Genomic DNA, 24,023 nt, shown 5'->3' with positions numbered 1-24,023 from the left:
AAGCCCGATGCGGGCGGTGGAGCGGGCGGCATCCGCTTGGCGTCGCCGGGCGCCATGGGATGGTCAGCCCGATCCCGGCTTGGCGGACGATGCCGGGCAGGGATTCTTCATTGGGGCGCCGTCGCGAAAGCCGTCTCGTTGATCGGGATCGATCCGGGCAAACACGGTTTCCACCCGCGCGGGCGGCACACGTCGAGCCGGCCGCCTTATCCGATGAGCCGCCCGCGCCGAACGCGCAGCCCCTTCTTCGCGAGCGCGGGCGCGATGCCGCCGAGCGTGTTGAGCGTGTTGCCGCCGTGCGCGTGACAGATCGCCATCCCGAGCGCGTCGGCCGCGTCGGTGCCGGGCAGTCCGGACAGGCTCAGCAGGCGCGCGACCATTTCCTGCATCTGCTCCTTCGTCGCGCGTCCGTAGCCGACCACCGCCTGCTTGAGCTGCAGCGCGGTGTACTCGGCGACGGGCAGGCCGCCCGACACGAGCCCGCAAATGGCGGCGCCGCGCGCCTGGCCGAGGAGCAGCGTCGATTGCGGATTGACGTTGACGAACACTTTTTCGATCGACGCCTGATCGGGCGTGTGCTCGCGGATCAGCGTCGAGACGCCGTCGTAGATCGTGCCGAGCCGCGTGGGCAGGTCGGCGGTGGGCGTCTTGATCACGCCGCTCGCGACGTACGCGAGCCGATGGCCGCTGACGTCGATCACGCCGAAGCCGGTGACGCGCAAGCCGGGGTCGATGCCGAGGATTCGCATGGAGAAACGGAAAAGCTATGTGCGACCGATACTACACGAATGACGCCGGAGCCCGGCGAAAGCGGACGGCGCAACGCCGCGCGAGCGGGGCGGCGAACGTGGATCATGCGAGCGCTGCGCGATCGCGGCGGCCGGCGCCGGACGCTCGTTGCGTGCGGTCGGGAGGCAAGCGCCGGAACGGGGTGCGAGCGGCGCGAAGCCGTCGGTTGAATCGATGCCGAGATGTCGCGCTGTCGCTCTGTCGAGATGTCGAGATGTCGAGATGTCGAGATGTCGAGATGTCGAGATGCCGAGATGCCGAGATGCCGAGATGCCGAGATGCCGAGATGCCGAGATGCCGAGATGCCGAGATGCCGAGATACCGAGATGCCGAGATACCGAGATACCGAGATACCGAGATACCGAGCGCCGAACACGGCGTTGCTTCCGACGGAATTCGGCTTCGCGCGAGCGATCGCTTCAAATGGCCGGGCCGCCGAGCTTGCCGCTTCGAAGAAGCGCCGCGACGAACCACTGCGCCATTGCAACGGAAACCGCCGCAAGGAACGGCCGCGCAGCGAGCCGTTGCCACCCAACGACGGCCGCAGCGTACGACTGCAGCGAGCCGCTGCCGCCCTACGCTGACTGCAGCGAGCCGCCGCCGCCAACGATGCCCGCCGCGTACGGCCACAGCGAGCCGCCGCCGCCAACGACCGCCATGCCAAAGAGCCGCCGTCCCGACCCGTCACTCGCCACGCATCGGTTCCGCGCGACCGATAAAAAACCCGGCGGTGATCCACCGCCGGGTTTCGCCGGAAACGCTGCGTCGTACGAATCAGTGGCGGAAGTGGCGCACGCCCGTCACCACCATCGCGATGTTGTGCTCGTCGGCGGCGGCGATCACCTCGTCGTCGCGCACCGAGCCGCCCGGCTGGATCACGCAGGTCGCGCCCGCCGCGACGACGACGTCGAGGCCGTCGCGGAACGGGAAGAACGCATCCGACGCAACCGCCGAGCCGGCCAGCGAGAGGCCCGCGTTCTGCGCCTTGATGCTCGCGATGCGCGCCGAATCGACGCGGCTCATCTGGCCCGCGCCGACGCCGAGCGTCATCCCGTTGCCGCAGAACACGATCGCGTTCGATTTCACGTACTTCGCGACGCGCCATGCGAAGAGGAGGTCGTCCATTTCCTTCGGCGTCGGATGGCGCTTCGTGACGACGCGCAGCTCGCGCGGCTGCACGTTCTTCGAATCGAGCGACTGCACGAGCAGGCCGCCGCCGACGCGCTTCAGGTCGAACGCGTTATGGCCGTCGCCCAGCGCGATCTCGAGGAGACGCACGTTCTGCTTCGCCGCGAACACCTGCTTGGCCGCATCCGAGAATGACGGCGCGATCAGCACTTCGACGAACTGCTTCGCCACCGCCTGCGCGGCGGCTTCGTCGACTTCCCGGTTGAACGCGATGATGCCGCCGAACGCCGACGTCGGATCGGTCTGGAACGCCTTCGCGTACGCGTCGGCCGAATCGTTGCCGACCGCGACGCCGCACGGGTTCGCGTGCTTGATGATCACGCACGCCGGCGCGTTGAACGTCTTCACGCATTCCCACGCGGCGTCCGAATCGGCGATGTTGTTGTACGACAGTTCCTTGCCCTGCAGCTGGCGGTAGTTCGCGAGCGCGCCGGCCGGCGTCGCGACGTCGCGGTAGAACGCCGCGCTCTGGTGCGGATTCTCGCCGTAGCGCAGGTCCTGCACCTTGTCGAACGCGAGGTTCAGCGTCGCCGGGTACGCGTTGCGCGACGCATGCTTCAGCTCGTCGGTCAGGCTCGTCAGGTAGTTCGTGATCGCGCCGTCGTATTGCGCGGTATGCGCGAACACCTTCGTCGCGAGGCGGAAGTTGGTCGGGTAGCCGACCGTGTTGCCGTTCGCCTTCATTTCGTCGAGCACGACCGCGTAGTCGGCCGGGTCGACTACGACCGTCACGTCGCGGTGGTTCTTCGCCGCGGAGCGCAGCATCGTCGGGCCGCCGATGTCGATGTTCTCGATCGCGTCGGCGAGCGTGCAGTCGTCCTTCGCGATCGTCGCGACGAACGGATACAGGTTCACGACGAGCAGGTCGATCGTCGGAATGCCGTGCTGCTCGAGCGCCTGCATGTGCTCGGGCAGGTCGCGGCGGGCGAGGATGCCGCCGTGCACCTTCGGGTGCAGCGTCTTCACGCGCCCATCGAGCATTTCCGGGAAGCCGGTGTAGTCGGCCACTTCGGTGACGGGCAGGCCCGCTTCGGCGAGCAGTTTCGCGGTGCCGCCCGTCGACAGCAGCTTGACGCCGAGCTCGGACAGCGCTTTCGCGAAGTCGACGATGCCGGTCTTGTCGGAAACGGAAATGAGCGCTTGCTTGATCATGATGGAACCACCAATAGCCAGGAAAACGGGGACGGTTCGGCCGCCTACAGCAGGCCGTGCTGCTGCAGCTTCTTGCGCAGCGTGTTGCGATTGATGCCGAGGTACTCCGCGGCGAGCGACTGGTTGCCGCCCGCCTGTTCGAGCACGACTTCGAGCATAGGCTTTTCGACGCACGACATCACCATTTCATAGACGTCGTGCGGATTGGAGCCGTCGAGATCCCGGAAGTAGCCATCCAGGCTGTCGCGGACGCATTGTTCGATGTTGTGCTTGCTCATGCTGCTAACTGGTTAGAATCGCCCGGCTCGCCGCGGCCGCCGTCTTCGTCGTCGACATAGACGAGGCGGTCGGACAGCGCCTGTTGCGCGTCGAAGAATTCGTTGACGGCGGCAAGCTGCTCGCGGGTGGTTTCGAGCGTGTTCATCCGGTGCCGGAACCCGTTGGCGCCGGAAAGGCCGCGAGTGTACCAGCCGATGTGCTTGCGTGCAGTACGGACTCCCGTGAATTCGCCGTAAAACGTGTAGTGATCCTCGAGGTGCTCGTTCATCACCTGGCGGATTTCGTCGATGCGCGGCGGCGGCAGGAGCTCGCCGCTTTGCAGGAAATGATCGATTTCGCGGAAGAGCCATGGCCTTCCTTGCGCGGCGCGGCCGATCATCAGCGCGTCGGCGCCCGTCGCGTCGAGCACCGCCTTCGCTTTTTGCGGCGACGTAATGTCGCCGTTCGCGACGACCGGAATGCGTACGGCGGCCTTCACGGCCGCGATCGTGTCGTATTCGGCGTCGCCGCGGTACAGGTCGGCGCGGGTTCTGCCGTGCACGGTCAGCATCGAGATGCCGGCCGCCTCGGCGAGCTTCGCGATCGTGATGGCGTTCTTGTGCTCGCGGTCCCAGCCGGTGCGGATCTTCAGCGTGACGGGCACGGCGTCGGGCCCCGCGCCGACCGCGCCGACGACGGCCTCGACGATCCGCTGCACGAGCGGCTCGTTCTGCAGGAGCGCCGAGCCGGCGGCGACGTTGCAGACCTTCTTCGCCGGGCAGCCCATGTTGATGTCGATGATCTGCGCGCCGTTCGCGACGTTGTGACGCGCGGCCTCGGCCATCATCGCCGGATCGGCGCCCGCGATCTGCACCGCGATCGGTTCGACTTCGCCCGCGTGGTTCGCGCGGCGCATCGTCTTCTCGCTCTTCCAGAGCTGCGCGTTCGACGCGACCATCTCGGACACGGCGTAGCCCGCGCCGAGCCGCTTGCACAGCTGGCGGAACGGCCGGTCCGTGACGCCCGCCATCGGGGCGACGAACAGGTTGTTGCGCAGAACGTGAGAGCCTAGGACGGGCATCGCAATGGGAGCGCCCGCGCGGGGCGCGGGCGGGGCGTCGGGAAAAGGGAAAACGCGCATTTTACCGTAACCGCCGGTGCCGCCGAATTAGGCAACTGTCGGCAATCGTTAAATCGTCGATGAATCTTGCGTGAAGGTGGGATGACGCATCGTGCGCGCCTGCGAAGCGGTGTAGCTGCGATGCGGCGGGAAATGGGCCGCGAGCTCGCGAAGCCGGTTGGCGTCGGCTTCGGTGACGGCGCTCGCGCGCTCGCGTTTCTCGTGCGTCTCGATGCGCAAGGCGGCGGCGCGGCGAGAGGCGGCCGGGATGGGCGTCGAGGTGGAAAGCGTGCGTGCGGCATGAGAGGCTCGATGCCGGCCCCGTCGCGCGATTGCGTCGGAAAAACGCCGGTCGCGGCTTGACCGAATCGCTCGGCGAAGAAACCGTTTCCCGGATCGCACGACGCGCGGCTCGCGGGCATCGCTCGAGATGACTCGAGCGAACATGGCCGCAACGGCGTGCGGCCTGCTTTTCGATTTCGATTCGATCGGCCGGGCCGCCGGCTGCCGACATTCAGCCTTCGGCGACCGAACGCCGCGCGCCGGCGATGACCGACGGTCGCGTGCCGACGGCCGCGCCCGTGCGCGTCAGCGCCGCTGTCCGAACATCATCTGCCGCGCGATCGCCGTCTTGAGCGGCGGCACGAATTCGAGCGCGGTGAGCGCCGCGCCGCGCAGCACCGCGAGCGGGCGCGACTCGATGGTGAACAGGCGGGCGAGCGTATCGGTCGCGCCGATCGTGAAGCGTCTGTCGAGCGCGCGGCGCGCGTTGAACGTCGCGAGCGCGAGCGGCGTCGCGCCGTGCTCGGACAACGTCTCGGCGAGCGTGTGCGCGTCGCGCAGCCCGAGGTTCAGCCCTTGGCCCGCGACCGGGTGCAGCGTCTGCGCGGCGTTGCCGACGATCGCGACCCGGCCGTCGACGAGCGTATCGGCCGCGGCGAGCCCGAGCGGGAACGCCGCGCGTCCGGCGATCCGCGTGAAGTGTCCCATCCGCGTGCCGAACGTCGCGCCGAGTTCCTGCAGGAACGCGTCGTCGGGCAATTCGCTGCGCCGCCGCGCGACGTCGGGCGCGCAGCACCAGACGAGCGCGTAATCCGCCTGTTGCGGGCCGCCGAGCGGCAGCAGCGCGAGCGGGCCTTCGCCGGTGAAGCGCTCCCAGGCGACGCGCGGCCGCGGCGCCGACACCGTGACGGTGCCGACGAGCGCCGTCTGTCCATAGTCGCGATTTTTCGCGCTCTCGGTCAGCTTGCGCTTGCCGTCGTCGAAGAGGCCGCCTTCCGCGTTCACGAGCACGCGCGCGCGCAGCGCGCGCGCGCCTTGCGGCGTGTCGAGCGTGACGGTCACGCCGTCGGCGTCCTGCGCCGGCGAATGCGCGGATGTCGACGTGAACCAGTGCGCGGGCGTGCCGCGCACTGCGCGCGCGAGCGCCTGCACGATCGAGCCGTAGCGCACGACGTAGCCGAGCGCGGCGAGATCGTGCTCGTCGCGATCGATCAGCGTGCGGCCGAAATGGCCGCGCTGCGAGACGTGGATGTGCTCGATCGGCGTCGCGTCGCCCGGCCAGCCGAGCGTATCGAGCAGCATCCGGCTGCCTTGCGACACGGCGATCGCGCGCGGATCGTTCGCGCTCGCGTCGGGATCGCGCGCGTCGACGAGCGCGACCGACAGCGCGCGGGTCGCGCTGCGCCGCGCGAGCCAGCCGGCGAGCGCAAGCCCGACCGGCCCGGCGCCGACGATCGCGATATCGAAGTCGAAAGCGGGCGAGGGGGCGGCGGTCGTCATCGTTCTTGAATCGTGGGTCTCGATAGGAAAGCGCGCGGGCGGGTCATGGCTGCGGGCGGGCGCTTTGCGTCTGCGCGTCGCGCATCAGCGCCTCGATCTCGTCGGCGGCCACCGGCACGTCGCGCGTGATCAGCTCGCACCCCGTCGGCGTGACGAACGCGTCGTCCTCGATCCGGATGCCGATGTCCCAGAACGCCTGCGGCACGTCGTCGGCCGGGCGCACGTAGAGGCCCGGCTCGATCGTGAGCGCCATGCCCGCGTGCAGCACGCGCGACGGCAGCGCGCCGTCGTCGTCGCGCGGCGCGCCGCGCTCGCGGTAGTCGCCGCAGTCGTGCACGTCCATCCCGAGCCAATGGCCCGTGCGGTGCATGTAGAAGCGCGTGTACGCACGCTCGGCGATCACGTCGTCGACGCTCGCGAAGCGCGCCTTCGGCACGAGCCCGGTGTCGAGCATGCCCTGCGCGAGCACGCGCACCGCGGCGTCGTGCGGCGCGTCGAACGACGTGCCCGCGCGCGTCGCCGCGATCGCCGCTTCCTGCGCGGCGAGCACGATGTCGTAGAGCGCACGCTGCGGGCCCGAGAAGCGGCCGTTCGCCGGGAACGTGCGGGTGATGTCGGATGCGTAGCCGTCGAGCTCGCAGGCGGCGTCGATCAGGATCAGGTCGCCGTCCTTGACGATCGTGTTGCCGGCCGGATAGTGGAGCACGCACGCGTTCGCGCCCGTCGCGACGATCGAGCCGTAGGCGGGCGATTGCGCGCCGTGGCGGCGAAACGTGTAGAGCAGCTCGGCCTCGAGTTCGTATTCGCGCACTCCGGGACGGCACGCGGCCATCGCGCGGCGGTGCGCGAGCGCTGAAATCTCGGCCGCGCGGCGCATGATCGCCTGCTCGTGCGGATCTTTCACGAGGCGCATGTCGTCGAGGAGCGGCTCGAGATCGAATGCGGCGCCGGGCGCGGCGACGCCAGCGCGGGCGCGCGCGCGCACCGCGTCGAGCCAGCCGTTCAGGCGGCCGTCGAATTCGGCCGACGCGCCGAAGCGGTAGTGGAGCGCGTGCGCATCGGCGAGAAGGCGCGGCATCTCGGCGTCGAGCGCGTCGTACGGGAACGCGGCGTCGAAGCCGAACGCGTCGCGCGCGGCTTCGGGGCCGAAATGGAACCCTTCCCAGATCTCGCGCTCGGGATTCTTCGCGCGGCAGAAGAGGATCGCGCGGGGCGCGTCGCCCGCCGCCGACGCGTCGAGGACGAGCAGCGCGTCGGGCTCGGAGAAGCCCGTCAGGTAGTGGAAGTAGCTGTCGTGCCGGTACGGATAATCGCTGTCGCGATTGCGGGGCACTTCCGGCGCGGTCGGCACGATGGCGACGCCGCCGCCTTGCGCGCGCAGCTTGGCCAGCACGCGGTCGCGGCGCTGGCGGTGGACGTCGAGGGCGATGGCGGGTTCGGTCGGCTGATTCATCACGCGATTGTAGCGCCGTCGCGCGGGTCGCGCGCGCGACGGGGGCGAGGCGGCCGTGCGGACGCCGCGGGGCGGCTCGTCCCGCCGCGCCCGTGCGCGCATGAAACCGCGCGCGCAACAGCGCACGCGAAAGCACACACAAAGCGCGCCGCGCGCGACGCGAAGCCGCGCTGCCCGTCGAGCGTCGCGCGCGGCCGGCGTGTCGGCGCGGGACGTCGGCGCGAATCCGCGACCCGGCCCGCGCGGCCGCGGCCGAAGCAAGGCCGGCCGCCGCCTTGCCGGCCCGCGCGGCGGGCGTCATTGTTGCAAACCATCCACAGGCCGGACGGCCGATTATCAACGCAGACGCAACGGCCGGTTATGATCGGCGACAACGTATACTCTCGGGCGGTATTCCCGACAGAAGACAGATGATGAAATTAATCGGTTCGCTCAGCAGCCCGTTCGTCCGCAAGGCGCGAATCGTGCTCGCTGAAAAGAAGATCGACTACAAGCTGGAGCTCGAAAACGTCTGGGCGCCGGACACCGACATCCATGCGTCGAACCCGCTCGGCAAGGTGCCGTGCCTCGTGATGGAAGACGGCGCCGCCGTGTTCGATTCGCGCGTGATCTGCGAATACGTCGACACGCTTTCGCCCGTCGGCAAGCTGATTCCGCCGTCCGGACGCGAGCGCGTCGAGGTGCGGTGCTGGGAGGCGCTCGGCGACGGCGTGCTCGACGCGGCGGTCGCGATCCGCATCGAGCACGTGCAGCGCGAGCCGCATCAGCGCAGCGACGCGTGGATCGCGCGCCAGCAGCGCAAGATCGACGACGGCCTCGTCGCGATGTCGCAGGGCCTCGCCGGCAAGACGTGGTGCGTCGGCAATCACTACACGCTCGCCGACATCGCGCTCGGCTGCGCGCTCGGCTACCTCGAATTCCGGATGCCGGAGATCAACTGGCGCGAGCGCCATTCGAATCTCGACAAGCATTTCGCGAAGCTCGCGCAGCGCCAGACGTTCGTCGACACGGTTCCGCAGTGACGCGTCGCCGCACGCGGCGATGACGAAAAAACGCCCCGGATGGGGCGTTTTCGTTTGATGCATCGAGCGTTCGCGGGGCGAAGCTGCGTCGCGCGAGCCGGCTGACGGCGCGGCGTTTCGGAACGCGGCTCGCGATCGCGCCGTTCAACGGCTGTAGGCGGTTGCATCGGCTGTGGATCGTCGCATCATATTTGCCCGCACCGCCGCACCGCCGCACCGCCGCACCGCCGCACCGCCGCACCGCCGCACCGCCGCACCGCCGCACCGCCGCACCGCGACGATTCGCACGACCGCTTCGCCGCGCGCGCCGTCGCGACGCTTCGCGCGATGCGGCTACGCGCGCGCCGGCGCGCGCTTGTCGACGCGCGCGTATACGGCCTCGCCGGGCGAGAACGAATCGCTGCGCGCGACGGGCCACCACGTCTCGTACAGCGAGAAGCCGCAATGGCCGCCGTTCAGCAGCGCGCCCGGCTCCAGATACTTGAGCAGTTGCGACATCAGCCGCACTTCGTGCGGCGCGACGCGCTGCACGATGTGATGCGCGCGCAGCTCGGACGGGTGCGACAGCCCCGCCGCCTGCACGAGCTCCTGCAGCGCGTGCAGCGTGTTGCGATGGAAGTTGTGGACGCGCTCCGCCTTGTCCGGCACGACGAGCGCGCGCTGGCGCACCGGGTCCTGCGTCGCGACGCCCGTCGGGCAGCGGTCGGTGTGGCAGTGCTGCGCCTGGATGCAGCCGACCGCGAACATGAAGCCGCGCGCCGAGTTCACCCAGTCCGCGCCGATCGCGAGCGTGCGCGCGATATCGAACGCGGTGATGATCTTGCCGCTCGCGCCGAGCTTCACCCGCTCGCGCAGCCCGATCCCGACGAGCGTGTTGTGCACGAGGAGAAGCCCTTCCTGCAGCGGCACGCCGACGTGATCGGTGAATTCGAGGGGCGCCGCGCCGGTGCCGCCTTCCGCGCCGTCGACGACGATGAAGTCCGGCACGATGCCCGTCTCGAGCATCGCCTTCGCGATCCCGAAGAATTCCCACGGATGGCCGACGCACAGCTTGAAGCCCGTCGGCTTGCCGCCGGACAGCTCGCGCAGCCGGTCGACGAATTCGAGCAGCCCGCGCGGCGTCGAGAACGCCGAGTGCGCGGCGGGCGACACGCAATCCTTGCCCATCGGCACGCCGCGCGTCTCGGCGATCTCGGGCGTGATCTTGGCGGCGGGCAGCACGCCGCCGTGGCCGGGCTTCGCGCCTTGCGACAGCTTCACCTCGATCATCTTCACCTGCGGGGCGCGCGCCTGCTTCTCGAATGTGTCCGGATCGAACGTGCCGTCGTCGCGGCGGCAGCCGAAGTAGCCGGAGCCGATCTCCCAGATGATGTCGCCGCCATGCTCGCGGTGATATTTCGACAGCGAGCCTTCGCCCGTGTCGTGCGCGAAGCCGCCTTGCTTCGCGCCGAGATTGAGCGCGCGGATCGCGTTCGCCGACAGCGCGCCGAAGCTCATCGCCGAGATGTTGAAGATCGAGATGTCGTACGGCTGCTCGCGCGTCGCGCCCACGCGCACCCGGAAGTCGTGGCCGTCGAGCTTCGTCGGCGCGAGCGAATGGCTGATCCATTCGTGCGCGACCGCCTTCACGTCGAGCTCGGTGCCGTAGGGCCGGTTGTCGGCGACGTTCTTCGCGCGCTGGTAGACGAGGCTGCGCTGCGCGCGCGAGAACGGCTTTTCGTCGGTATCGTCCTCGACGAAGTACTGGCGGATTTCGGGGCGGATGAATTCGAACAGGAAGCGCAGATGGCCCCAGAGCGGATAGTTGCGCAGGATCGCGTGGCGGTCCTGCTTCAGGTCGTACAGGCCGAGCGCGACGAGCGCGGCGACGGGCACGATCCACAGCCACGAGATCGTGTGCCGCGCCGCGAGCACGGCGACGGCCGCGAAGAGGGCGAGCGCGCACCACATCGCGAGATAGCGTCGAGAAAGCATGGGGACTCCATATCGTTTTTCGGATGCCGCCGCGCGTCGGCGGCAGGCGCGGCGGCGCGCGCGCACGGCGCCCGGCCGGCGCGGCGTGCCTCGCGTGCCGCAAGTCTAAACCGATCGGGGTTCAGCGCGCTTCGGCGAGCGCGCTTGCGCGGCCCTCGGGGGCGGCGTCGGGGCGTTCCGTCGCCGCGGACTCGATGATCCCGCCGCCGACGCATACGTCGCCGTCGTACAGCACGGCCGACTGGCCGGGCGTGACGGCCCATTGCGGCTCGTCGAACGTGAGCGAGAAGCGCTCGCCGCCGGCATCGGCCGCGCCGGCAGGCGGTGCGCCGGCGCCCGGCGCGGCTCGGTCTTGCCCGGCCCGGCTTGACGCGCCTCGATCCGGCGCGGCCCGGCCGAACATGCAAGCCGCGTCGGCCTGCCGATAACGGGTTTTCGCGCCGCACCGCGCGCCGTCGGCGGGCGGCTCGCCCGCGACCCAGCTGACGTTGCCCGCGACGAGCTCGCGCGAGCGCAGCCACGGATGATCGTGGCCCTGCACGACGTAGAGCGTGTTCGACGCAATGTCCTTCGCCGCGACGAACCACGGCTCGCCGCTGCCGTCCTTGCTGCCGCCGAGCCCGATGCCCTTCCTCTGGCCGAACGTGTAGAACGCGAGGCCGATGTGCTCGCCGACCGTCTTGCCGTCGGGCGTCTTCATCGGGCCGGGTTTCGTCGGCAGATAGCGGTTCAGGAAATCGCGGAACGGGCGCTCGCCGATGAAGCAGATGCCCGTCGAATCCTTCTTCTTCGCGTTCGGCAGCCCGATCTGCGCGGCGATCTCGCGGACCTTCGTCTTCGGGATCTCGCCGAGCGGGAACATCGTCTTCGACAGTTGCGCCTGATTGAGGCGATGCAGGAAGTACGACTGGTCTTTCGTATGATCGAGCGCCTTCAGCAGCTCGAAGCGGCCGTCGCGCTCGCGCACGCGCGCGTAGTGGCCGGTCGCGATCGTTTCCGCGCCGAGCGACATCGCGTGATCGAGGAACGCCTTGAACTTGATCTCGGCGTTGCACAGCACGTCCGGGTTCGGCGTGCGGCCCGCCGAGTATTCGCGCAGGAACTCGGCGAATACCCGGTCCTTGTATTCGGCCGCGAAATTGACGGCCTCGACGTCGATGCCGATCAGGTCCGCGACCGACACGACGTCGATCCAATCCTGCCGCGTCGAGCAGTATTCGCCGTCGTCGTCGTCCTCCCAGTTCTTCATGAAGAGGCCGACGACGTCGTAGCCCTGTTCCTTCAAGAGCCACGCCGTCACCGACGAATCGACGCCGCCCGACATGCCCACCACGACTCGACGCTTCGTCATTTGCCCACCGCCTGATGATTCGGGGCCGCGCGATATGGCGCGACCGAATGCGTATGCACGAAATCGAGCGGCACGCGGCGGCCGGCGAGGTAGTCGTCGACGCAACGCATCACCGCGGGCGAGCGGTGGCGATCCTCGCAGGCGCGCAGTTCCTCGGGCGTCATCCACAGCGTGCGGACGATGCCGGCGTCGAGCGCGCGATCGGCGTGCTCGACGCCCGCGCGGCCGCAGAACGTGAAGCGCAGGTAGGTCGCGCCGGCGCTCGCCGGGCGTGCGTAGTGCGCGAGATACACGCCGACGAGCGCGTCCGGCTCGAACGGATGCGCGGTTTCCTCGAGCGTCTCGCGGATCACCGCTTCGACGAGCGTCTCGCCGGCTTCGAGGTGGCCCGCCGGCTGGTTGATGCGCAGGCCGGACGACGTTTGTTCTTCGATCACGAGAAAGCGCCCGTCGCGTTCGACGATCGCGGCGACCGTCACGTGCGGGGTCCAGATTTCGGGTTTCATAGCCGCGCATTTTACCGGTTGCGCCGCGCGGCTGCCGAATGCGCGTATAGCGCGGTTCCGACCCCGGCGCAACTGCGGGCGTTGCCGATGCGCACGGGCGCGGCCGCCGGAAAGGGGTCGCATTGATGAATCGTCACCGCTTTCGGTTAAAGTGGCGCCTGAAACAGCCGTTGCCTTCGAGCCGGTATGTCAGTCTTCCGGCTCGCCGTCGCAGTAGAACAAACGAAGAGGAGGGATCGACGATGCATATCGGAGTGCCTGCCGAAACGCGGGCGAACGAGGCGCGCGTGGCGGCGACGCCGGAGACGGTCAAGAAATACGCGGCGGCTGGCCACCGCGTCACGGTCGAGCGCGGCGCGGGCACGGCCGCGAGCTTTCCGGACGACGCGTATGCGGCGGCCGGCGCGGAGCTCGCCGATGCGGCCGCCGCGTTCGCCGCGGACATCGTGCTGAAGGTCCAGGCGCCGACCGACGCCGAGAACGGGCATCTGAAGCGAGGCTCGGTGCTGGTCGGCATGCTCGAGCCGTTCAACGCCGAGCAGGCGGCGCGCCTCGCGGCGGCGGGCGTGACGGGCTTCGCGCTCGAAGCCGCGCCGCGCACGACGCGCGCGCAGAGCCTCGACGTGCTGTCGTCGCAGGCGAACATCGCCGGCTACAAGGCGGTGCTCGTCGCCGCGACGCTGTATCCGCGCTTCTTTCCGATGCTGATGACGGCCGCGGGCACCGTGAAGGCCGCGCGGGTGCTCGTGCTCGGCGCGGGCGTCGCGGGCCTGCAGGCGATCGCGACCGCGAAGCGCCTGGGCGCCGTGATCGAGGCGTCCGACGTGCGCCCGGCGGTGAAGGAGCAGATCGAATCGCTCGGCGCGAAATTTCTCGACGTTCCTTACGAAACGCAAGAAGAGCGCGATGCCGCGCAAGGCGTCGGCGGCTACGCGCGGCCGATGCCGGCGTCGTGGCTCGGCCGGCAGGCGGCGCTCGTGCACGATCGCGCGAAGCAGGCCGACATCGTGATCACCACCGCGCTGATTCCGGGCCGCGCCGCGCCGACGCTGATCTCCGTCGAGACCGTGCAGTCGATGAAGCCGGGCTCGGTGCTCGTCGATCTCGCGGCGGGCCGCGGCCCCGAATTCGACGGCAGGAAGAGCGGCAACTGCCCGCTCACCGTCGCCGATCAGGTGATCGTGCACCAAGGGGTGACGATCGCGGGCTACACGAACCTGGCCGCGATGGTGCCCGCCGACGCGTCGTCGCTCTACGCGCGCAACCTGTTCGACTTCCTGAAGCTGATCGTCACGAAGGAAGGCGCGCTCAACATCGATCTTTCGGACGACATCGTGGCCGCGACGCTTTTGTGCCGCGACGGCGAAGTCGTGCGCAAATAACGGGAGGAGGCCATGGAGATCATCAATCACACGGTCATCAACGTGATCATCTTCGTGCTGGCGGTGTACGTCGGCTACCACGTGGTGTGGAACGTGACGCCCGCGCTGCATACGCCGCTGATGGCGGTGACGAACGCGATCTCGGCGATCGTGATCGTCGGCGCGATGCTCGCGGCCGCGCTCACGCTGGGCGGCGTCGGCAAGGTGTTCGGCACGCTCGCCGTCGCGCTCGCGGCGGTCAACGTGTTCGGCGGCTTCCTCGTGACGAGGCGCATGCTCGAGATGTTCAAGAAGAAGGAGCCGAAGCAGGCGGGCGGCAAGGCGAAGGAGGGCGCGCGATGAGCATGAACGTCGTCACGTTGCTGTACCTCGTCGCGTCGGTGTGCTTCATCCAGGCGCTCAAGGGGCTGTCGAATCCGAAGAGCGCTAGACGAGGCAATCTATTCGGAATGGTCGGGATGGCGATCGCGATCCTGACCACCGTCGCGCTGATCGCGAAGCAGGCCGCGTGGCTCGGCGCGAACCTGCCGCTCGGGCTCGGGCTCGTGTTCGGCGCGCTCGTGATCGGCGGCGCGGTGGGCTCGGTGATCGCCGCGCGCGTCGAGATGACGAAGATGCCCGAGCTCGTCGCGGCGATGCACTCGCTGATCGGTCTCGCGGCCGTGTGCATCGCGGTCGCGGTGGTCGCGGAGCCGGAGGCGTTCGGGCTCGTGCCGCAGGACGCGAGCTCGCCGAACTTCATCCCGTACGGCAACCGGATCGAGTTGTTCATCGGCACGTTCGTCGGCGCGATCACGTTCTCCGGCTCGGTGATCGCGTTCGGCAAGCTGTCGGGCAAGTACAAGTTCCGGCTGTTCCAGGGCGCGCCCGTCGTCTATCCGGGCCAGCATCTGGTGAACCTGATGCTCGCGCTCGCGATGCTCGGCTTCGGCGCTCTGTTCTTCCTCACGCAATCGTGGCTGCCGTTCGGAATCATGACGGCGATCGCGTTCGCGCTCGGCGTGCTGATCATCATTCCGATCGGCGGCGCGGACATGCCGGTCGTCGTGTCGATGCTGAACTCGTACTCGGGGTGGGCGGCGGCGGGCATCGGCTTCTCGCTGAACAACGCGATGCTGATCATCGCGGGCTCGCTCGTCGGCTCGTCGGGCGCGATCCTGTCGTACATCATGTGCCACGCGATGAACCGCTCGTTCTTCAACGTGATCCTGGGCGGCTTCGGCGGCGATGCGGGCGCGGCGTCGGCGGGCGGCGAGAAGGAACAGCGGCCGGTGAAGTCGGGCTCGGCGGAGGACGCGTCGTTCATGCTCGGCAACGCCGAATCGGTCGTGATCGTGCCGGGCTATGGCCTGGCGGTGGCGCGCGCTCAGCACGCGCTGAAGGAGCTGACCGACAAGCTCGTCGAGAAGGGCATCGACGTGCGCTACGCGATTCATCCGGTCGCGGGGCGGATGCCGGGCCACATGAACGTGCTGCTCGCGGAAGCCGAAGTGCCGTACGAGATCGTCCACGAGATGGAGGACATCAACGGCGAATTCGGGCAGGTGGACGTCGTGCTCGTGCTCGGCGCGAACGACGTCGTGAATCCGGCGGCGAAGAACGATCCGAAATCGCCGATCGCGGGGATGCCGATCATCGAGGCGTACAAGGCGCGCACGGTGATCGTCAACAAGCGGTCGATGGCGGCGGGCTACGCGGGCCTCGACAACGAGCTCTTCTACATGGACAAGACGATGATGGTCTTCGGCGACGCGAAGAAGGTGATCGAGGACATGGTGAAGTCGGTCGAGTGACGCGGCGCGCGTGCGCCCGGCCGGGCGCGCGCCGCGCGGCAGCATCGCGCCGGTCGGCGTGCGCTCCGAAAGGGGCGCGTCGATCCGGCGCTTTTCTTTTGTGTGCGGGCGCCGGCGCGGCGGCGCGGCGGCGACGCGGATCGCGCCGTGCGGCCGGCGCGCTTGGGTCGCCGCCGCTTGTGCTCTGATTCCTCCGTTTTCTTCGTTTTCAATTTCGTGCCGGGCGGGGGCGCCGCGTGAATTGCGAGTGGTGGCTCGCAACTCACAATTCGCGACTCGCGACTCGCCGCGACGCGTTTTGCGGGCATTCGAGATCGCGCGGCGCGATTGCGCCGCGTTCAGCGCACGGGCGCGTTCGCCTTGCGCAGATAGTCGGCGAGCCGCTTGCCCTCCTGATCCGGAAACGGGTCGTGCACCGCGACCTCGTTCATGCGCGCGATGTCGAACGTGCGGAAGTCCTCGCGCAGTTCGCACCACGCGCCGATCGTCCAGCGCCCGCCCCAGTACACGAGCCCGAGCGGCCACACGCGGCGCGTCGTCTGCGCGCCGAGCCGGTCGCAGTACGCGAAGCTCACGACGCGGCGGCCGTCGACCGCTTCGTGCAGCGCATCCACTTTCTCCGAGAACGCGCGGTCGATGTGAAACGACGGCGCGAACACCGCGAGCCGGTCGAGCGTCGCGCGCTTGTCGGCGGGCATCGCCGACGCGATCTTCGCGAGCGCCGAACGCGCGCCGCCCGCGAAGCGCGCGCCGCCCCACGTCTCGAGCATCCGCGCGCCCGCCGCGAGCGCGGCGAGCTCTTCCGCGGTGAACGTGAGGGGCGGCAGGCTCGCCGCGCGGTTCAGGCGGTAGCCGATCCCGGCTTCGCCTTCGATCGGCACGCCCGACAGTTGCAGATCGCGCACGTCGCGATACACGGTGCGCGGCGATACCGACAGCCAGTCGGCGAGTTGCTGCGCGGTCGTCAGGCGGCGGCCGCGCAGCAATTCGGCGATCTGGAACAGACGGTCGGCGCGGCGCGTCATCGCGAGCCTTCGAGAGTGGGAACGAGGGGGGCAATGCCGCGATGATAGCGCCGCGCGCGACGGCGGGCGCGCGCGGTTTTCGTAGGCGATCCGATGTGCGCGATCGTTGCGGCGGGCGATTGCACGTGCTTCGATGTCGACGGCGCTACGGTCGTCATCGGGGGTGATGTCGACGTCGATGCTGATGTCGACGCTGACGCTGACGCCGCTGCCGCCGCTGCCGCCAACGTCGCCAACGTCGCCAACGTCGCCAACGTCGCCAACGTCGCCAACGTCGCCAACGTCGCCAACGTCGCCAACACCGCCAACACCGCCAACACCGCCAACACCGCCAACACCGCCAACACCGCCAACACCGACAACACCGACAACACCGACAACACCGCCAACACCGACACCGCCGCCGCCGTTTCCCCAGCCGCACGCGCCGCCGTGCGGTTGGCGATTGCCGCTTCCGCCTTCGTCGCCGTTCCCGCCACCGTCTTCGGCGTCGACACCGACACCGACACCGACACCGACACCATGCCGAAGGCCGTTCTCCACGCCGGCTCGCACGCTGCCGCATGCGCGCCGGCGCGGCGCGTCCCGGCTCGCGCGGCCGACGTTCTGCCCGTCGGCGCAAGCACGCAGCTCACCGGCGACGCGCTCAACTGCATTTGAGCGAATGCAGGCCGACGCGATTGCCTTCGGTGTCGACGAGATAGCCGATGTAGCCGTAGTTGTTCGGCAGCTCGATCACCGAGCCCTGCACGATGCCGCCCGCGCGCTTCGCACGCTCGAGCGCGGCCGTCACCGGACCGTTCGCGTTCAGGTAGACGACGGTGCCGTCCGCGCCCGGCTTCAGTCGCTGTGGATCGTAGACGACCGCGCCGCCCGTGGCCGCCTCCGGATGCACGAAGACCGCGGTCGGCACGCCGCCGATCACCTCGCGCTGCAACGCCGTTTGCAGCACGGTCTCGTAGAAGCGGATCGCGCGGTCGAAATCGACTGACGGAATGTCGAACCAGGCGATCACGCGTTCGCTGTTTGCGGTAGTCATTGCAAGCTCCTTGTACGTTGATGTGCGGGGGAGTCCGCCCCGGAAACCCGCGTCGCGGCGCGACGGCTTCGCAGTGTGCGCGGAGCCTGCTGACAACGTATTGTCAGCAGCGTAACGGTGCTTGACGCGCTACTTTCAGGTCGCAAAATGAAGCCGTGCCGCCCGGCGTTCGACGACCTCGCATTCGATGCGCGCGCGGCCCACGCGCACCGTTGCCGGCGCGATTCGCCGCATACGCCGCGCGCGACGGCCGACGTGAACCGAACCCGGCGGAGGGCTCGGCGAACGGCTTGTCGAGGGGCTCGTCTAAGAGCTTGCCGAAGAGCTTGCCGAAGAGCTTGCCGAAGAGCTTGCCGAAGAGCTTGCCGAAAGCGGCTGGACAAAGAACTCGCCGATAGGTTCGCCATAACACCGGCGACGCGCCGCGAGGCGTCGGCAATCGACGGGGCGGCACGTGCGAGACGTGCTTCGAGGGTGTGAATACCGCAGCGAGCGTGCGGCGCGCGGCCGCCAGAAATTGGATGACCCGAATTCCGAGCCGCTCGCCGCGCTCGCCGCGCTCGACGAGATCGACGAGATCGACGAGATCGACGAGATCGACGAAACCGCCGAGCGCCGGATCGGCAAGCTCGGGCGCCGCCCGCAGGCGCTCGCCAATCCGCAACGCGGGCCCGGCGCGGCCCGCACCGATGAGGACAGGGAGACGACGATGGCTGACCCCGCTTATGTGTACGTGACATACATCGCATCGACGCCCGAGCGCGTGTTCGATGCGCTCACCAACGCGGAGCTGACGAAGGAGTACTGGTGCCGGCACCGCAACGCGTCGCCGGACTGGAAGCCCGGTTCGCGCTGGGAGCACCAGGATTACGACGATCCGCGCACGGTCGATCTCGTCGGCGACGTGATCGAGAACGATTCGCCGAGCCGGCTCGTGATCTCGTGGCGATTTCCGACCGGCAGCGAGGACACGCGCGTGACGTTCGCCGTCGAGCCGTTCATGGACGACGCGGTGCGCCTCACCGTGAAGCACGAGAATCTCGTGCCGGATTCGGACATGGACCGCGGAATCAGGATGGGCTGGCCCGTCGTGCTGTCGAGCCTGAAGACGCTGCTCGAGACGGGGCGGCCGCTCGCGATGACGGCGCGCCGTTGGCACGGTGACGTTGAAAAGAAATGACGACTGCGCGCTCGCCGCATCGACATGCGCGCCGCACGACGCACGGGGCCGGCGGGGCGATTCGAGCGCGGCCGCCGATGCGGGCCAGCGGCGCGTCGTGTCGAACCGGCCGTAGTCAACCGGCCGCGCCGGATGGGGGCCGGCGCGCGCGCGGGCGATCGCGCCTGCGGCTCGGAATCGGCGCGTTCGCCACACGGCGCAAGCTTGATGCGGACCGTTCGCGCTTCGTGCCTGACCGGCCGCGCTTATCCCGCCGTGCCCGACCGGCCGTGCCCGACCGGCGGCGCCCGACCGGCGGAGCTCAATGGTCGAGCTCAACGGCCGCGCCCAACAGGCTGTGCTCGCCCGGCCGTGTCCAACATCCGCACCGAATGATTCGGCGCGCCACGGGGCGATCGCGTCAGCCGCTCCGGATCGCCGCTTGCGCGGCGCGGGCAATGCGCCGCCGCCGAACGCGCCGCGCGTTACTCGCCGTCGCCGTCGCCGTCGGCCGCCGGGCGCTGCCGGACGCTGCCCGCGATCAGATCGAAGCGGAACAGCCGGCACTCGAGCGCGCCGTTGAAGAGCGGCGTCTTCGCCGATTCGCGCAGCCGCAGCTGGCCCGGCAGCGTGCGGTCCGAGCTCAGCATGAACGCCTGCCAGCCGGTGAAGCGCTGCTTGAGCGCGTCGCCCACCGCGCGGAAGAATTCGCCGTCGGGCGCGTCGGTGTGCGTGCGGCGGAACGCGTCGTCGCCGCCGCGGTTTCTCCCCGTCTCGCGCGCGTCGCCGCGCGGGCCGCGGCCGCGCACCTCGATCCGTTCGCCGTACGGCGGGTTCGTGACGATCACGCCGGGCGTCTCGACGGGCGGCGCCATGTTGCGCGCGTCGAGCTGCTTGAGCCACAGCGACGGCACGCCCGCGCGCTCGAGGTTCGCGCGCGTCTTCTCGAGCATGTCGCCGGAGATGTCGCTGCCGAAGACGAGCAGATCATCGCGCTTGCCGCGCGCCGCGCGCTTCGCGTCCATCGCCGCGACCTTCAGCGCCTGCCACGCGGTGATGTCGTACTGCTTGAGCTTCTCGAAGCCGAAGCGGCGCTCGATGCCCGGCGCCACGCCGAGCGCGATCTGCGCGGCTTCCGCGACGAACGTGCCGCTGCCGCACATCGGGTCGTACAGCGGCGTGCCGGGCGTCCAGCCGGTCAGGCGCAGGATGCCCGCCGCGAGGTTCTCGCGCAGCGGCGCCGCGCCCTTGTCGAGGCGCCAGCCGCGCTTGAATAGCGGCTCGCCCGACGTATCGAGGTAAAGCGTGCAGTCGCCGGCCGTCAGGAACGCGAATACGCGAACGTCCGGCTGCGCGGTGTCGACGCTCGGGCGCGCGCCCGTCTTCTCGCGCAGGCGGTCGCAGATCGCGTCCTTCACGCGCAGCGTCGCGAATTCGAGGCTCTTCAGCGGCGACTTGATCGCGGTGATGTCGACGCGCAGCGTCTGCGTCGACGCGAACCAGCGCTCCCAAGGCTGCTCGAGCGCGAGCGCGTAGACGTCCTGCTCGTTGCGGTACGGACGGTGCGCGATCTTCAGCAGCACGCGGCTCGCGATCCGCGAATGCAGGTTGGCCGCCATGCCGGCCGCCCAGCCGCCGCGGAAATGGACGCCGCCCGGCACCTGCTCGCCCGCGTCGTACGGGGCGATCGCATGGCGCGCGGCGATTTCCGCGAGCTCGGCGGCGAGCGCGGCTTCGAGCCCGCGCGGGCAGGGAGCGAAGAAGTCGAATAGGGTCGGCGAGGACATAAGGCGGGCTGGTGCGTGCAAAAGTACGCCATTGTACGCGGGGTGGGCGGGCTCGCCGCGGGCGGTTGCGCAGAGCGCCGCGCATCGGCGCAGGGTAGGCGAAATCGTACGTGTTGGCGTATCGGGGTATCGGCGCGTCGCCGTGTTCCCGTGCGGCGGGTCGACTTCCTCGACTTCGACGCACGCACCCTGTTCGTTGTCGCGATTCGCGCGCGGCGGCCGGGGCGGCGCGAGGTCGCCGCGTGCCGCCCCGGTGCCCGCGGTGCGTCGCGCGGCGCCGTCGGCGCGCTTTCCCCGCTCGGGGCGCCGCCGCCGTGCCGCCGCGCCGGCCCGCTCGGCCGCCCGATCAGTGCGCGCGGGAATCGCTTGCCGCGGCGCCGCGCGGCGGCCAGACGAGGCTCGCCGGCCGCGCGAGCACGGCGCGGCCGATCGCGGCGACGAGCGCGCGCACCTTCGTCGGCCGCAGGCTGCGCGAGCGCACCGCCATCGTGAACGCGAGCGCGAAGCTCACCGCGACGTTGAGGATCGCCATGCTGAAGACGCCCGCAACCGCCCACCACAGCTCGGCCGAGCGCAGCGTTTCCTTGCCGAGCACGCCGAGCGCGACGCCGATCGAGCCTGCGGAGAGCGTCACGTGTCGCACCTCGAACGAGAACGCGAATGCGCTGACGATCGCCGGCACGAGGCCGAGCATCAGCCCGAGCCCGACGTTGGCGACCACGCCCGCCACGTTCGAGCGGCAGAAATGCGCGAGCTTCGCCGCGCCCGCGACGCCGAGCGTGATCCGCAGGCGGCGGTTGTACGCGAGCGCGTCGCCGACGCGATGCAGCACGAACCAGTTGTCGGCCCAGCCGGCAAGCAGGCTCGACGCCCACAGCAGCACGCCCGTCAGCGCCGCGTAGATCGGCGTCGGGCCGATGAGCGAGAACGACTTCAGCGTCGCGTGCGCCTTCTCCGGCGAAATCACGTTCGCGTGCAGCACGCTGCTCGCGAACATCTGCACGGCGAAGCAGATGGGCAGCACGACGAGCACGTTGCCGCAGATCGCGGCCGCCTGTGTGCGGATCAGCGCGATCACCGACGACACGAACTGCTTCACGCCTTCGTCGTGGCCGGTGCCGTCGAGCTCGCGCGCGAGCGTCGGCGCGGTCATCGCGGGCTGCTTCGTCGCGAGCGTGAAATGCAGGAAGTGCATCAGCATGAAGCTCGCCGCGTAGTTGATGCCGGCGAGCAGCCCTTCGAGCATCGATTGCAGGTGCGCGCCCGTGATCCCGAACTTGATGCAGACGGTCACGACAGTCACGAGCCCGCCGCCCGCCGCCGCCCGCAGCATCCTCAGATACTCGGCGCGGCCGCGCGAGATGTAGTGCTCGCCGGTGTCGGCGTTGGTCTCGACGAGCTTGCGCGCGAAGAGGGCGAAATTGCTGCGCACGAGGTGCGACACGCTCTGGCTGTTTTGATTCGCGTCGACGAGCTCGGCCGTCAGGCGCGCGAGGCCGCGCAGATCGTCGCGCGCCATCCACGCATTCAGCAGCGTCTCCGCGCGCAGGATGCGCATGCGCATGCGCTCGACCTGGAACACGATGTCGACCGACACGCCGTTGCGGTACAGATGCGAGAACACGTCGTCGATCGACACGCGGCACTCGTCGAGCAGCACGCGCAGATAGTTGACTTCGTGCAGCAGCTTGCTCGGAGCGCCGCCGTCGTCGAGCGCGGCTTGCGCGGTCTCGACGGCGAGCATCGCGCGCGTGAGCCGGTAGAACGGCTGCGCTTCGAGCGGCGTGCGCGCGTCCTCGTCCGACAGGCGGCTGCGTACCGTCTGCGACAGGCCCGTCGAGCTGATCTGGCACGTGAGGTTGTGCAGCGCGGCGAGCAGGTCGCGCGAGAGCGAGCCGGGCTGGTGGCGCTCCTTGTCGGTCACGTCGAACGCGAACAGATCGGCCAGGCGCGCGAGCAGATCGTCGGGCAGCGCGTCGATCCATTGCGCGTCGGGCGTCGACGGAAACATCAGCGTGAACAGCGCGGCGAGCTCGCGGCGGTTCGGCGCGGGCGGGATCAGCGACGAGTCGATCCGCTCGACGAGCGCGCCGAAGAAGCCCGAATGCACGGGCATTCCGGCGTCGCACAGCAGCGAGATGCCGTCGCTTTCGCGCAGCACGCCGCGCAGCACGCGCGCGACGTTCGTCTTCCACTCGGGGTTGCGATCGAGCACGTGGAGCACGTAGCGCAGCCGCGCGTGCGCGGCGAACGTGCGTTCGCCGGATTCGGCCTGCGCGGGCGCGGCGGCCAGCATCGCGCCGTCGCGGCGCAGCCAGTGCGCGAGCTCGATCAGCCATTCGGCGCGCTCCGCGTAAGGAGCGTCGGCGTCGGCCGTCGCGAGGAGCGCGTCGAGCTGATGACTCGCGCTGCGCGACGCGCGCCACTTCTTGATCAGGGTCGTCAGGGATTCGAACATAAGCGGAATATCGGGCGCCCCGAAGGGCAGGGTTCTGTCGGAATGCTGCGCAAACCGGCGGCGCGGCGCAAGGGCGGCTCGCGCGCGGCGGTTCGGTCGATCGTGCAATCGTTCTGGCGTACGTCGAATGCGCGGCGCCGCGGCTCGCGGCGCGATGACGGACCGGCACGGTCCGAGACGACGGCGGGGCGGCGCGGCAGGCGCACGTGGCCCCCGGCTCGCCGGAAGGTGCGTAGGATCGTCAATCGACGCAAAAAACGCAAGGCGACTGTCGGCGGCGCCGTCGGTTCCTCGGTCGAATCGATAAACAATGTCAAACGGACCGTCGGACCGTCGGGCCGTCGGACCGTCGGACCGTTGGGATTTCGGGCTGTCGGGATTTCGGGTTGTCCGGCCGTCGGGCCGTCACGCCGGTTGGGGCGGGCGGTCGGACCAGCGGATAGGCCGACGGGCACGGCCCCGAGGCCGGATTCGGCCCGGCAAGGGCGGGGCGCGCGTCGTGGCGGTCGGGCCGGCGGCTCGGCGACGGCAGCGGCTTGGTCGGGCGATCTGCGGCTATCGGCCGCGACCGCCGAATCCGGGTGCCGACCGGAGCGACTGCGCCGGACAGCCGGCGGTTCACGGGCGGCGGGGCTCACGCGTTACCGGAGCGGCACAAAATCGATCGATTCGGTGCAGGCCGGGCGAACCGGCTTATGCGATCATTTTTGCCGCTTCCGCCGCTTCCGCCGCTTCCGCCGCTTCCGCCGCTTCCGCCGCTTCCGCCGCTTCCGCCGCTTCCGCCG

21 protein-coding genes are annotated in these 24,023 nt (G+C 69.5%); 6 read left to right on the top strand and 15 right to left on the bottom strand.

Going from position 1 to position 24,023, the window contains the following annotated elements:
- Positions 1–206: 206 nt before the first annotated feature.
- The 7 genes from ruvC to WS91_RS18025 all read right to left on the bottom strand — a co-directional run bounded on the left by ruvC (position 207) and on the right by WS91_RS18025 (position 7,742).
- The gene (ruvC, locus tag WS91_RS18050) at positions 207–749 is read right to left on the bottom strand and encodes a crossover junction endodeoxyribonuclease RuvC (protein ID WP_038754156.1); all 543 of its coding nucleotides are present in this window, start codon (positions 747–749) and stop codon (positions 207–209) included.
- Between the two features lie 814 nt (positions 750–1,563).
- The gene (purH, locus tag WS91_RS18045; RefSeq protein WP_038754153.1) at positions 1,564–3,129 is read right to left on the bottom strand and encodes a bifunctional phosphoribosylaminoimidazolecarboxamide formyltransferase/IMP cyclohydrolase; all 1,566 of its coding nucleotides are present in this window, start codon (positions 3,127–3,129) and stop codon (positions 1,564–1,566) included.
- A gap of 44 nt (positions 3,130–3,173) precedes the next feature.
- Positions 3,174–3,407 (bottom strand): Fis family transcriptional regulator, encoded by a 234-nt coding sequence (locus WS91_RS18040; protein ID WP_004194052.1) that lies wholly within the window; start codon positions 3,405–3,407, stop codon positions 3,174–3,176.
- A complete protein-coding gene (gene dusB / locus WS91_RS18035) occupies positions 3,404–4,468 on the bottom strand; it encodes a tRNA dihydrouridine synthase DusB (protein WP_059646222.1) in 1,065 nt (354 codons plus the stop codon). Before dusB ends, WS91_RS18040 begins: the two co-directional genes overlap by 4 nt.
- Positions 4,469–4,576: 108 nt before the next feature.
- Positions 4,577–4,954 (bottom strand): hypothetical protein, encoded by a 378-nt coding sequence (locus WS91_RS35995; RefSeq protein ID WP_156432391.1) that lies wholly within the window; start codon positions 4,952–4,954, stop codon positions 4,577–4,579.
- A 141-nt stretch (positions 4,955–5,095) separates the two neighbouring features.
- Complete coding sequence (locus WS91_RS18030) at positions 5,096–6,289, bottom strand: UbiH/UbiF/VisC/COQ6 family ubiquinone biosynthesis hydroxylase (RefSeq protein WP_038754148.1); 1,194 nt, start codon at positions 6,287–6,289, stop codon at positions 5,096–5,098.
- 43 nt (positions 6,290–6,332) lie between these two features.
- Positions 6,333–7,742, bottom strand: coding sequence for an aminopeptidase P N-terminal domain-containing protein (locus tag WS91_RS18025; RefSeq protein ID WP_038754145.1), 1,410 nt, complete (start codon positions 7,740–7,742; stop codon positions 6,333–6,335).
- A 410-nt stretch (positions 7,743–8,152) separates the two neighbouring features.
- Between WS91_RS18025 and WS91_RS18015 the strand changes: the two genes are divergently transcribed.
- Positions 8,153–8,764, top strand: a complete 612-nt coding sequence (locus WS91_RS18015; RefSeq protein WP_038754142.1) for a glutathione S-transferase family protein — start codon at positions 8,153–8,155, stop codon at positions 8,762–8,764.
- A gap of 333 nt (positions 8,765–9,097) precedes the next feature.
- Here the strand turns inward: WS91_RS18015 and WS91_RS18010 are convergent, their stop codons facing one another.
- From WS91_RS18010 to WS91_RS18000, 3 genes are all read right to left on the bottom strand, one after another.
- On the bottom strand, positions 9,098–10,738 hold the full coding sequence (locus tag WS91_RS18010; RefSeq protein WP_038755473.1) for an FMN-binding glutamate synthase family protein: 1,641 nt from the start codon (positions 10,736–10,738) through the stop codon (positions 9,098–9,100).
- A 121-nt stretch (positions 10,739–10,859) separates the two neighbouring features.
- Positions 10,860–12,089, bottom strand: a complete 1,230-nt coding sequence (gene mnmA, locus WS91_RS18005; RefSeq protein ID WP_059583374.1) for a tRNA 2-thiouridine(34) synthase MnmA — start codon at positions 12,087–12,089, stop codon at positions 10,860–10,862.
- Positions 12,086–12,595, bottom strand: a complete 510-nt coding sequence (locus WS91_RS18000) for an NUDIX hydrolase (protein WP_038755477.1) — start codon at positions 12,593–12,595, stop codon at positions 12,086–12,088. The genes mnmA and WS91_RS18000 overlap by 4 nt, the downstream gene beginning before the upstream one ends.
- A gap of 242 nt (positions 12,596–12,837) precedes the next feature.
- On the opposite strand from WS91_RS18000, the gene WS91_RS17995 reads away from it, so the two are divergent.
- The 3 genes from WS91_RS17995 to WS91_RS17985 are packed head-to-tail and all read left to right on the top strand — an operon-like array spanning position 12,838 to position 15,770.
- Complete coding sequence (locus WS91_RS17995; RefSeq protein ID WP_038755479.1) at positions 12,838–13,977, top strand: Re/Si-specific NAD(P)(+) transhydrogenase subunit alpha; 1,140 nt, start codon at positions 12,838–12,840, stop codon at positions 13,975–13,977.
- Positions 13,978–13,989: 12 nt separating this feature from the next.
- Positions 13,990–14,319, top strand: coding sequence for an NAD(P) transhydrogenase subunit alpha (locus WS91_RS17990; protein ID WP_038755481.1), 330 nt, complete (start codon positions 13,990–13,992; stop codon positions 14,317–14,319).
- Entirely contained in the window at positions 14,316–15,770 is a 1,455-nt protein-coding gene (locus WS91_RS17985; RefSeq protein ID WP_038755482.1) for an NAD(P)(+) transhydrogenase (Re/Si-specific) subunit beta, read from the top strand. Before WS91_RS17990 ends, WS91_RS17985 begins: the two co-directional genes overlap by 4 nt.
- Before the next feature lie 338 nt (positions 15,771–16,108).
- Here WS91_RS17985 and WS91_RS17980 read toward each other — a convergent pair whose 3' ends face one another.
- Entirely contained in the window at positions 16,109–16,795 is a 687-nt protein-coding gene (locus WS91_RS17980; RefSeq protein ID WP_059670728.1) for a helix-turn-helix transcriptional regulator, read from the bottom strand.
- Positions 16,796–16,888: 93 nt separating this feature from the next.
- On the opposite strand from WS91_RS17980, the gene WS91_RS36890 reads away from it, so the two are divergent.
- Complete coding sequence (locus WS91_RS36890) at positions 16,889–17,455, top strand: hypothetical protein (RefSeq protein ID WP_059670727.1); 567 nt, start codon at positions 16,889–16,891, stop codon at positions 17,453–17,455.
- On the opposite strand, the gene WS91_RS17970 is transcribed toward WS91_RS36890, so the two are convergent.
- Both WS91_RS17970 and WS91_RS35990 read right to left on the bottom strand, forming a co-directional pair.
- The gene (locus tag WS91_RS17970) at positions 17,442–17,834 is read right to left on the bottom strand and encodes a VOC family protein (protein WP_038755488.1); all 393 of its coding nucleotides are present in this window, start codon (positions 17,832–17,834) and stop codon (positions 17,442–17,444) included. The genes WS91_RS36890 and WS91_RS17970 overlap by 14 nt on opposite strands.
- A gap of 103 nt (positions 17,835–17,937) precedes the next feature.
- Positions 17,938–18,498, bottom strand: coding sequence for a hypothetical protein (locus WS91_RS35990; RefSeq protein WP_156432390.1), 561 nt, complete (start codon positions 18,496–18,498; stop codon positions 17,938–17,940).
- Positions 18,499–18,543: 45 nt separating this feature from the next.
- Here WS91_RS35990 and WS91_RS17965 point away from each other — a divergent pair, with 45 nt between their 5' ends.
- Positions 18,544–19,014 carry an SRPBCC family protein gene (locus tag WS91_RS17965; protein WP_038744358.1) on the top strand — a complete coding sequence of 157 codons (471 nt, stop codon included), beginning with the start codon at positions 18,544–18,546 and terminating at the stop codon, positions 19,012–19,014.
- Between the two features lie 464 nt (positions 19,015–19,478).
- Here WS91_RS17965 and WS91_RS17960 read toward each other — a convergent pair whose 3' ends face one another.
- Positions 19,479–20,780 (bottom strand): THUMP domain-containing class I SAM-dependent RNA methyltransferase, encoded by a 1,302-nt coding sequence (locus WS91_RS17960; protein ID WP_059647620.1) that lies wholly within the window; start codon positions 20,778–20,780, stop codon positions 19,479–19,481.
- Positions 20,781–21,126: 346 nt separating this feature from the next.
- Positions 21,127–23,238 carry a site-specific recombinase gene (locus WS91_RS17955; protein ID WP_059670726.1) on the bottom strand — a complete coding sequence of 704 codons (2,112 nt, stop codon included), beginning with the start codon at positions 23,236–23,238 and terminating at the stop codon, positions 21,127–21,129.
- Positions 23,239–24,023 lie beyond the last annotated feature (785 nt).

This window comes from Burkholderia sp. MSMB1498 (genome assembly GCF_001526245.1).
GTDB lineage: Bacteria > Pseudomonadota > Gammaproteobacteria > Burkholderiales > Burkholderiaceae > Burkholderia > Burkholderia savannae.
Note: the sequence above shows the minus strand (reverse complement) of the source record. Positions and strands in the feature narration are given on the sequence as shown.

Coding starts and splice junctions, on each gene's coding strand:
- purH (WP_038754153.1), bottom strand. CDS start 3,129: ATGATCAAGCAAGCGCTCATTTCCGTTTCCGACAAGACCGGCATCGTC.
- WS91_RS18015 (WP_038754142.1), top strand. CDS start 8,153: ATGATGAAATTAATCGGTTCGCTCAGCAGCCCGTTCGTCCGCAAGGCG.
- ruvC (WP_038754156.1), bottom strand. CDS start 749: ATGCGAATCCTCGGCATCGACCCCGGCTTGCGCGTCACCGGCTTCGGC.
- WS91_RS35995 (WP_156432391.1), bottom strand. CDS start 4,954: ATGTTCGCTCGAGTCATCTCGAGCGATGCCCGCGAGCCGCGCGTCGTG.
- WS91_RS17980 (WP_059670728.1), bottom strand. CDS start 16,795: ATGACGCGCCGCGCCGACCGTCTGTTCCAGATCGCCGAATTGCTGCGC.
- WS91_RS18040 (WP_004194052.1), bottom strand. CDS start 3,407: ATGAGCAAGCACAACATCGAACAATGCGTCCGCGACAGCCTGGATGGC.
- WS91_RS17985 (WP_038755482.1), top strand. CDS start 14,316: ATGAGCATGAACGTCGTCACGTTGCTGTACCTCGTCGCGTCGGTGTGC.
- WS91_RS17970 (WP_038755488.1), bottom strand. CDS start 17,834: ATGACTACCGCAAACAGCGAACGCGTGATCGCCTGGTTCGACATTCCG.
- WS91_RS18030 (WP_038754148.1), bottom strand. CDS start 6,289: ATGACGACCGCCGCCCCCTCGCCCGCTTTCGACTTCGATATCGCGATC.
- dusB (WP_059646222.1), bottom strand. CDS start 4,468: ATGCCCGTCCTAGGCTCTCACGTTCTGCGCAACAACCTGTTCGTCGCC.
- mnmA (WP_059583374.1), bottom strand. CDS start 12,089: ATGACGAAGCGTCGAGTCGTGGTGGGCATGTCGGGCGGCGTCGATTCG.
- WS91_RS18000 (WP_038755477.1), bottom strand. CDS start 12,595: ATGAAACCCGAAATCTGGACCCCGCACGTGACGGTCGCCGCGATCGTC.
- WS91_RS17965 (WP_038744358.1), top strand. CDS start 18,544: ATGGCTGACCCCGCTTATGTGTACGTGACATACATCGCATCGACGCCC.
- WS91_RS17995 (WP_038755479.1), top strand. CDS start 12,838: ATGCATATCGGAGTGCCTGCCGAAACGCGGGCGAACGAGGCGCGCGTG.
- WS91_RS36890 (WP_059670727.1), top strand. CDS start 16,889: ATGTGCGCGATCGTTGCGGCGGGCGATTGCACGTGCTTCGATGTCGAC.
- WS91_RS18010 (WP_038755473.1), bottom strand. CDS start 10,738: ATGCTTTCTCGACGCTATCTCGCGATGTGGTGCGCGCTCGCCCTCTTC.
- WS91_RS18025 (WP_038754145.1), bottom strand. CDS start 7,742: ATGAATCAGCCGACCGAACCCGCCATCGCCCTCGACGTCCACCGCCAG.
- WS91_RS17955 (WP_059670726.1), bottom strand. CDS start 23,238: ATGTTCGAATCCCTGACGACCCTGATCAAGAAGTGGCGCGCGTCGCGC.
- WS91_RS17990 (WP_038755481.1), top strand. CDS start 13,990: ATGGAGATCATCAATCACACGGTCATCAACGTGATCATCTTCGTGCTG.
- WS91_RS17960 (WP_059647620.1), bottom strand. CDS start 20,780: ATGTCCTCGCCGACCCTATTCGACTTCTTCGCTCCCTGCCCGCGCGGG.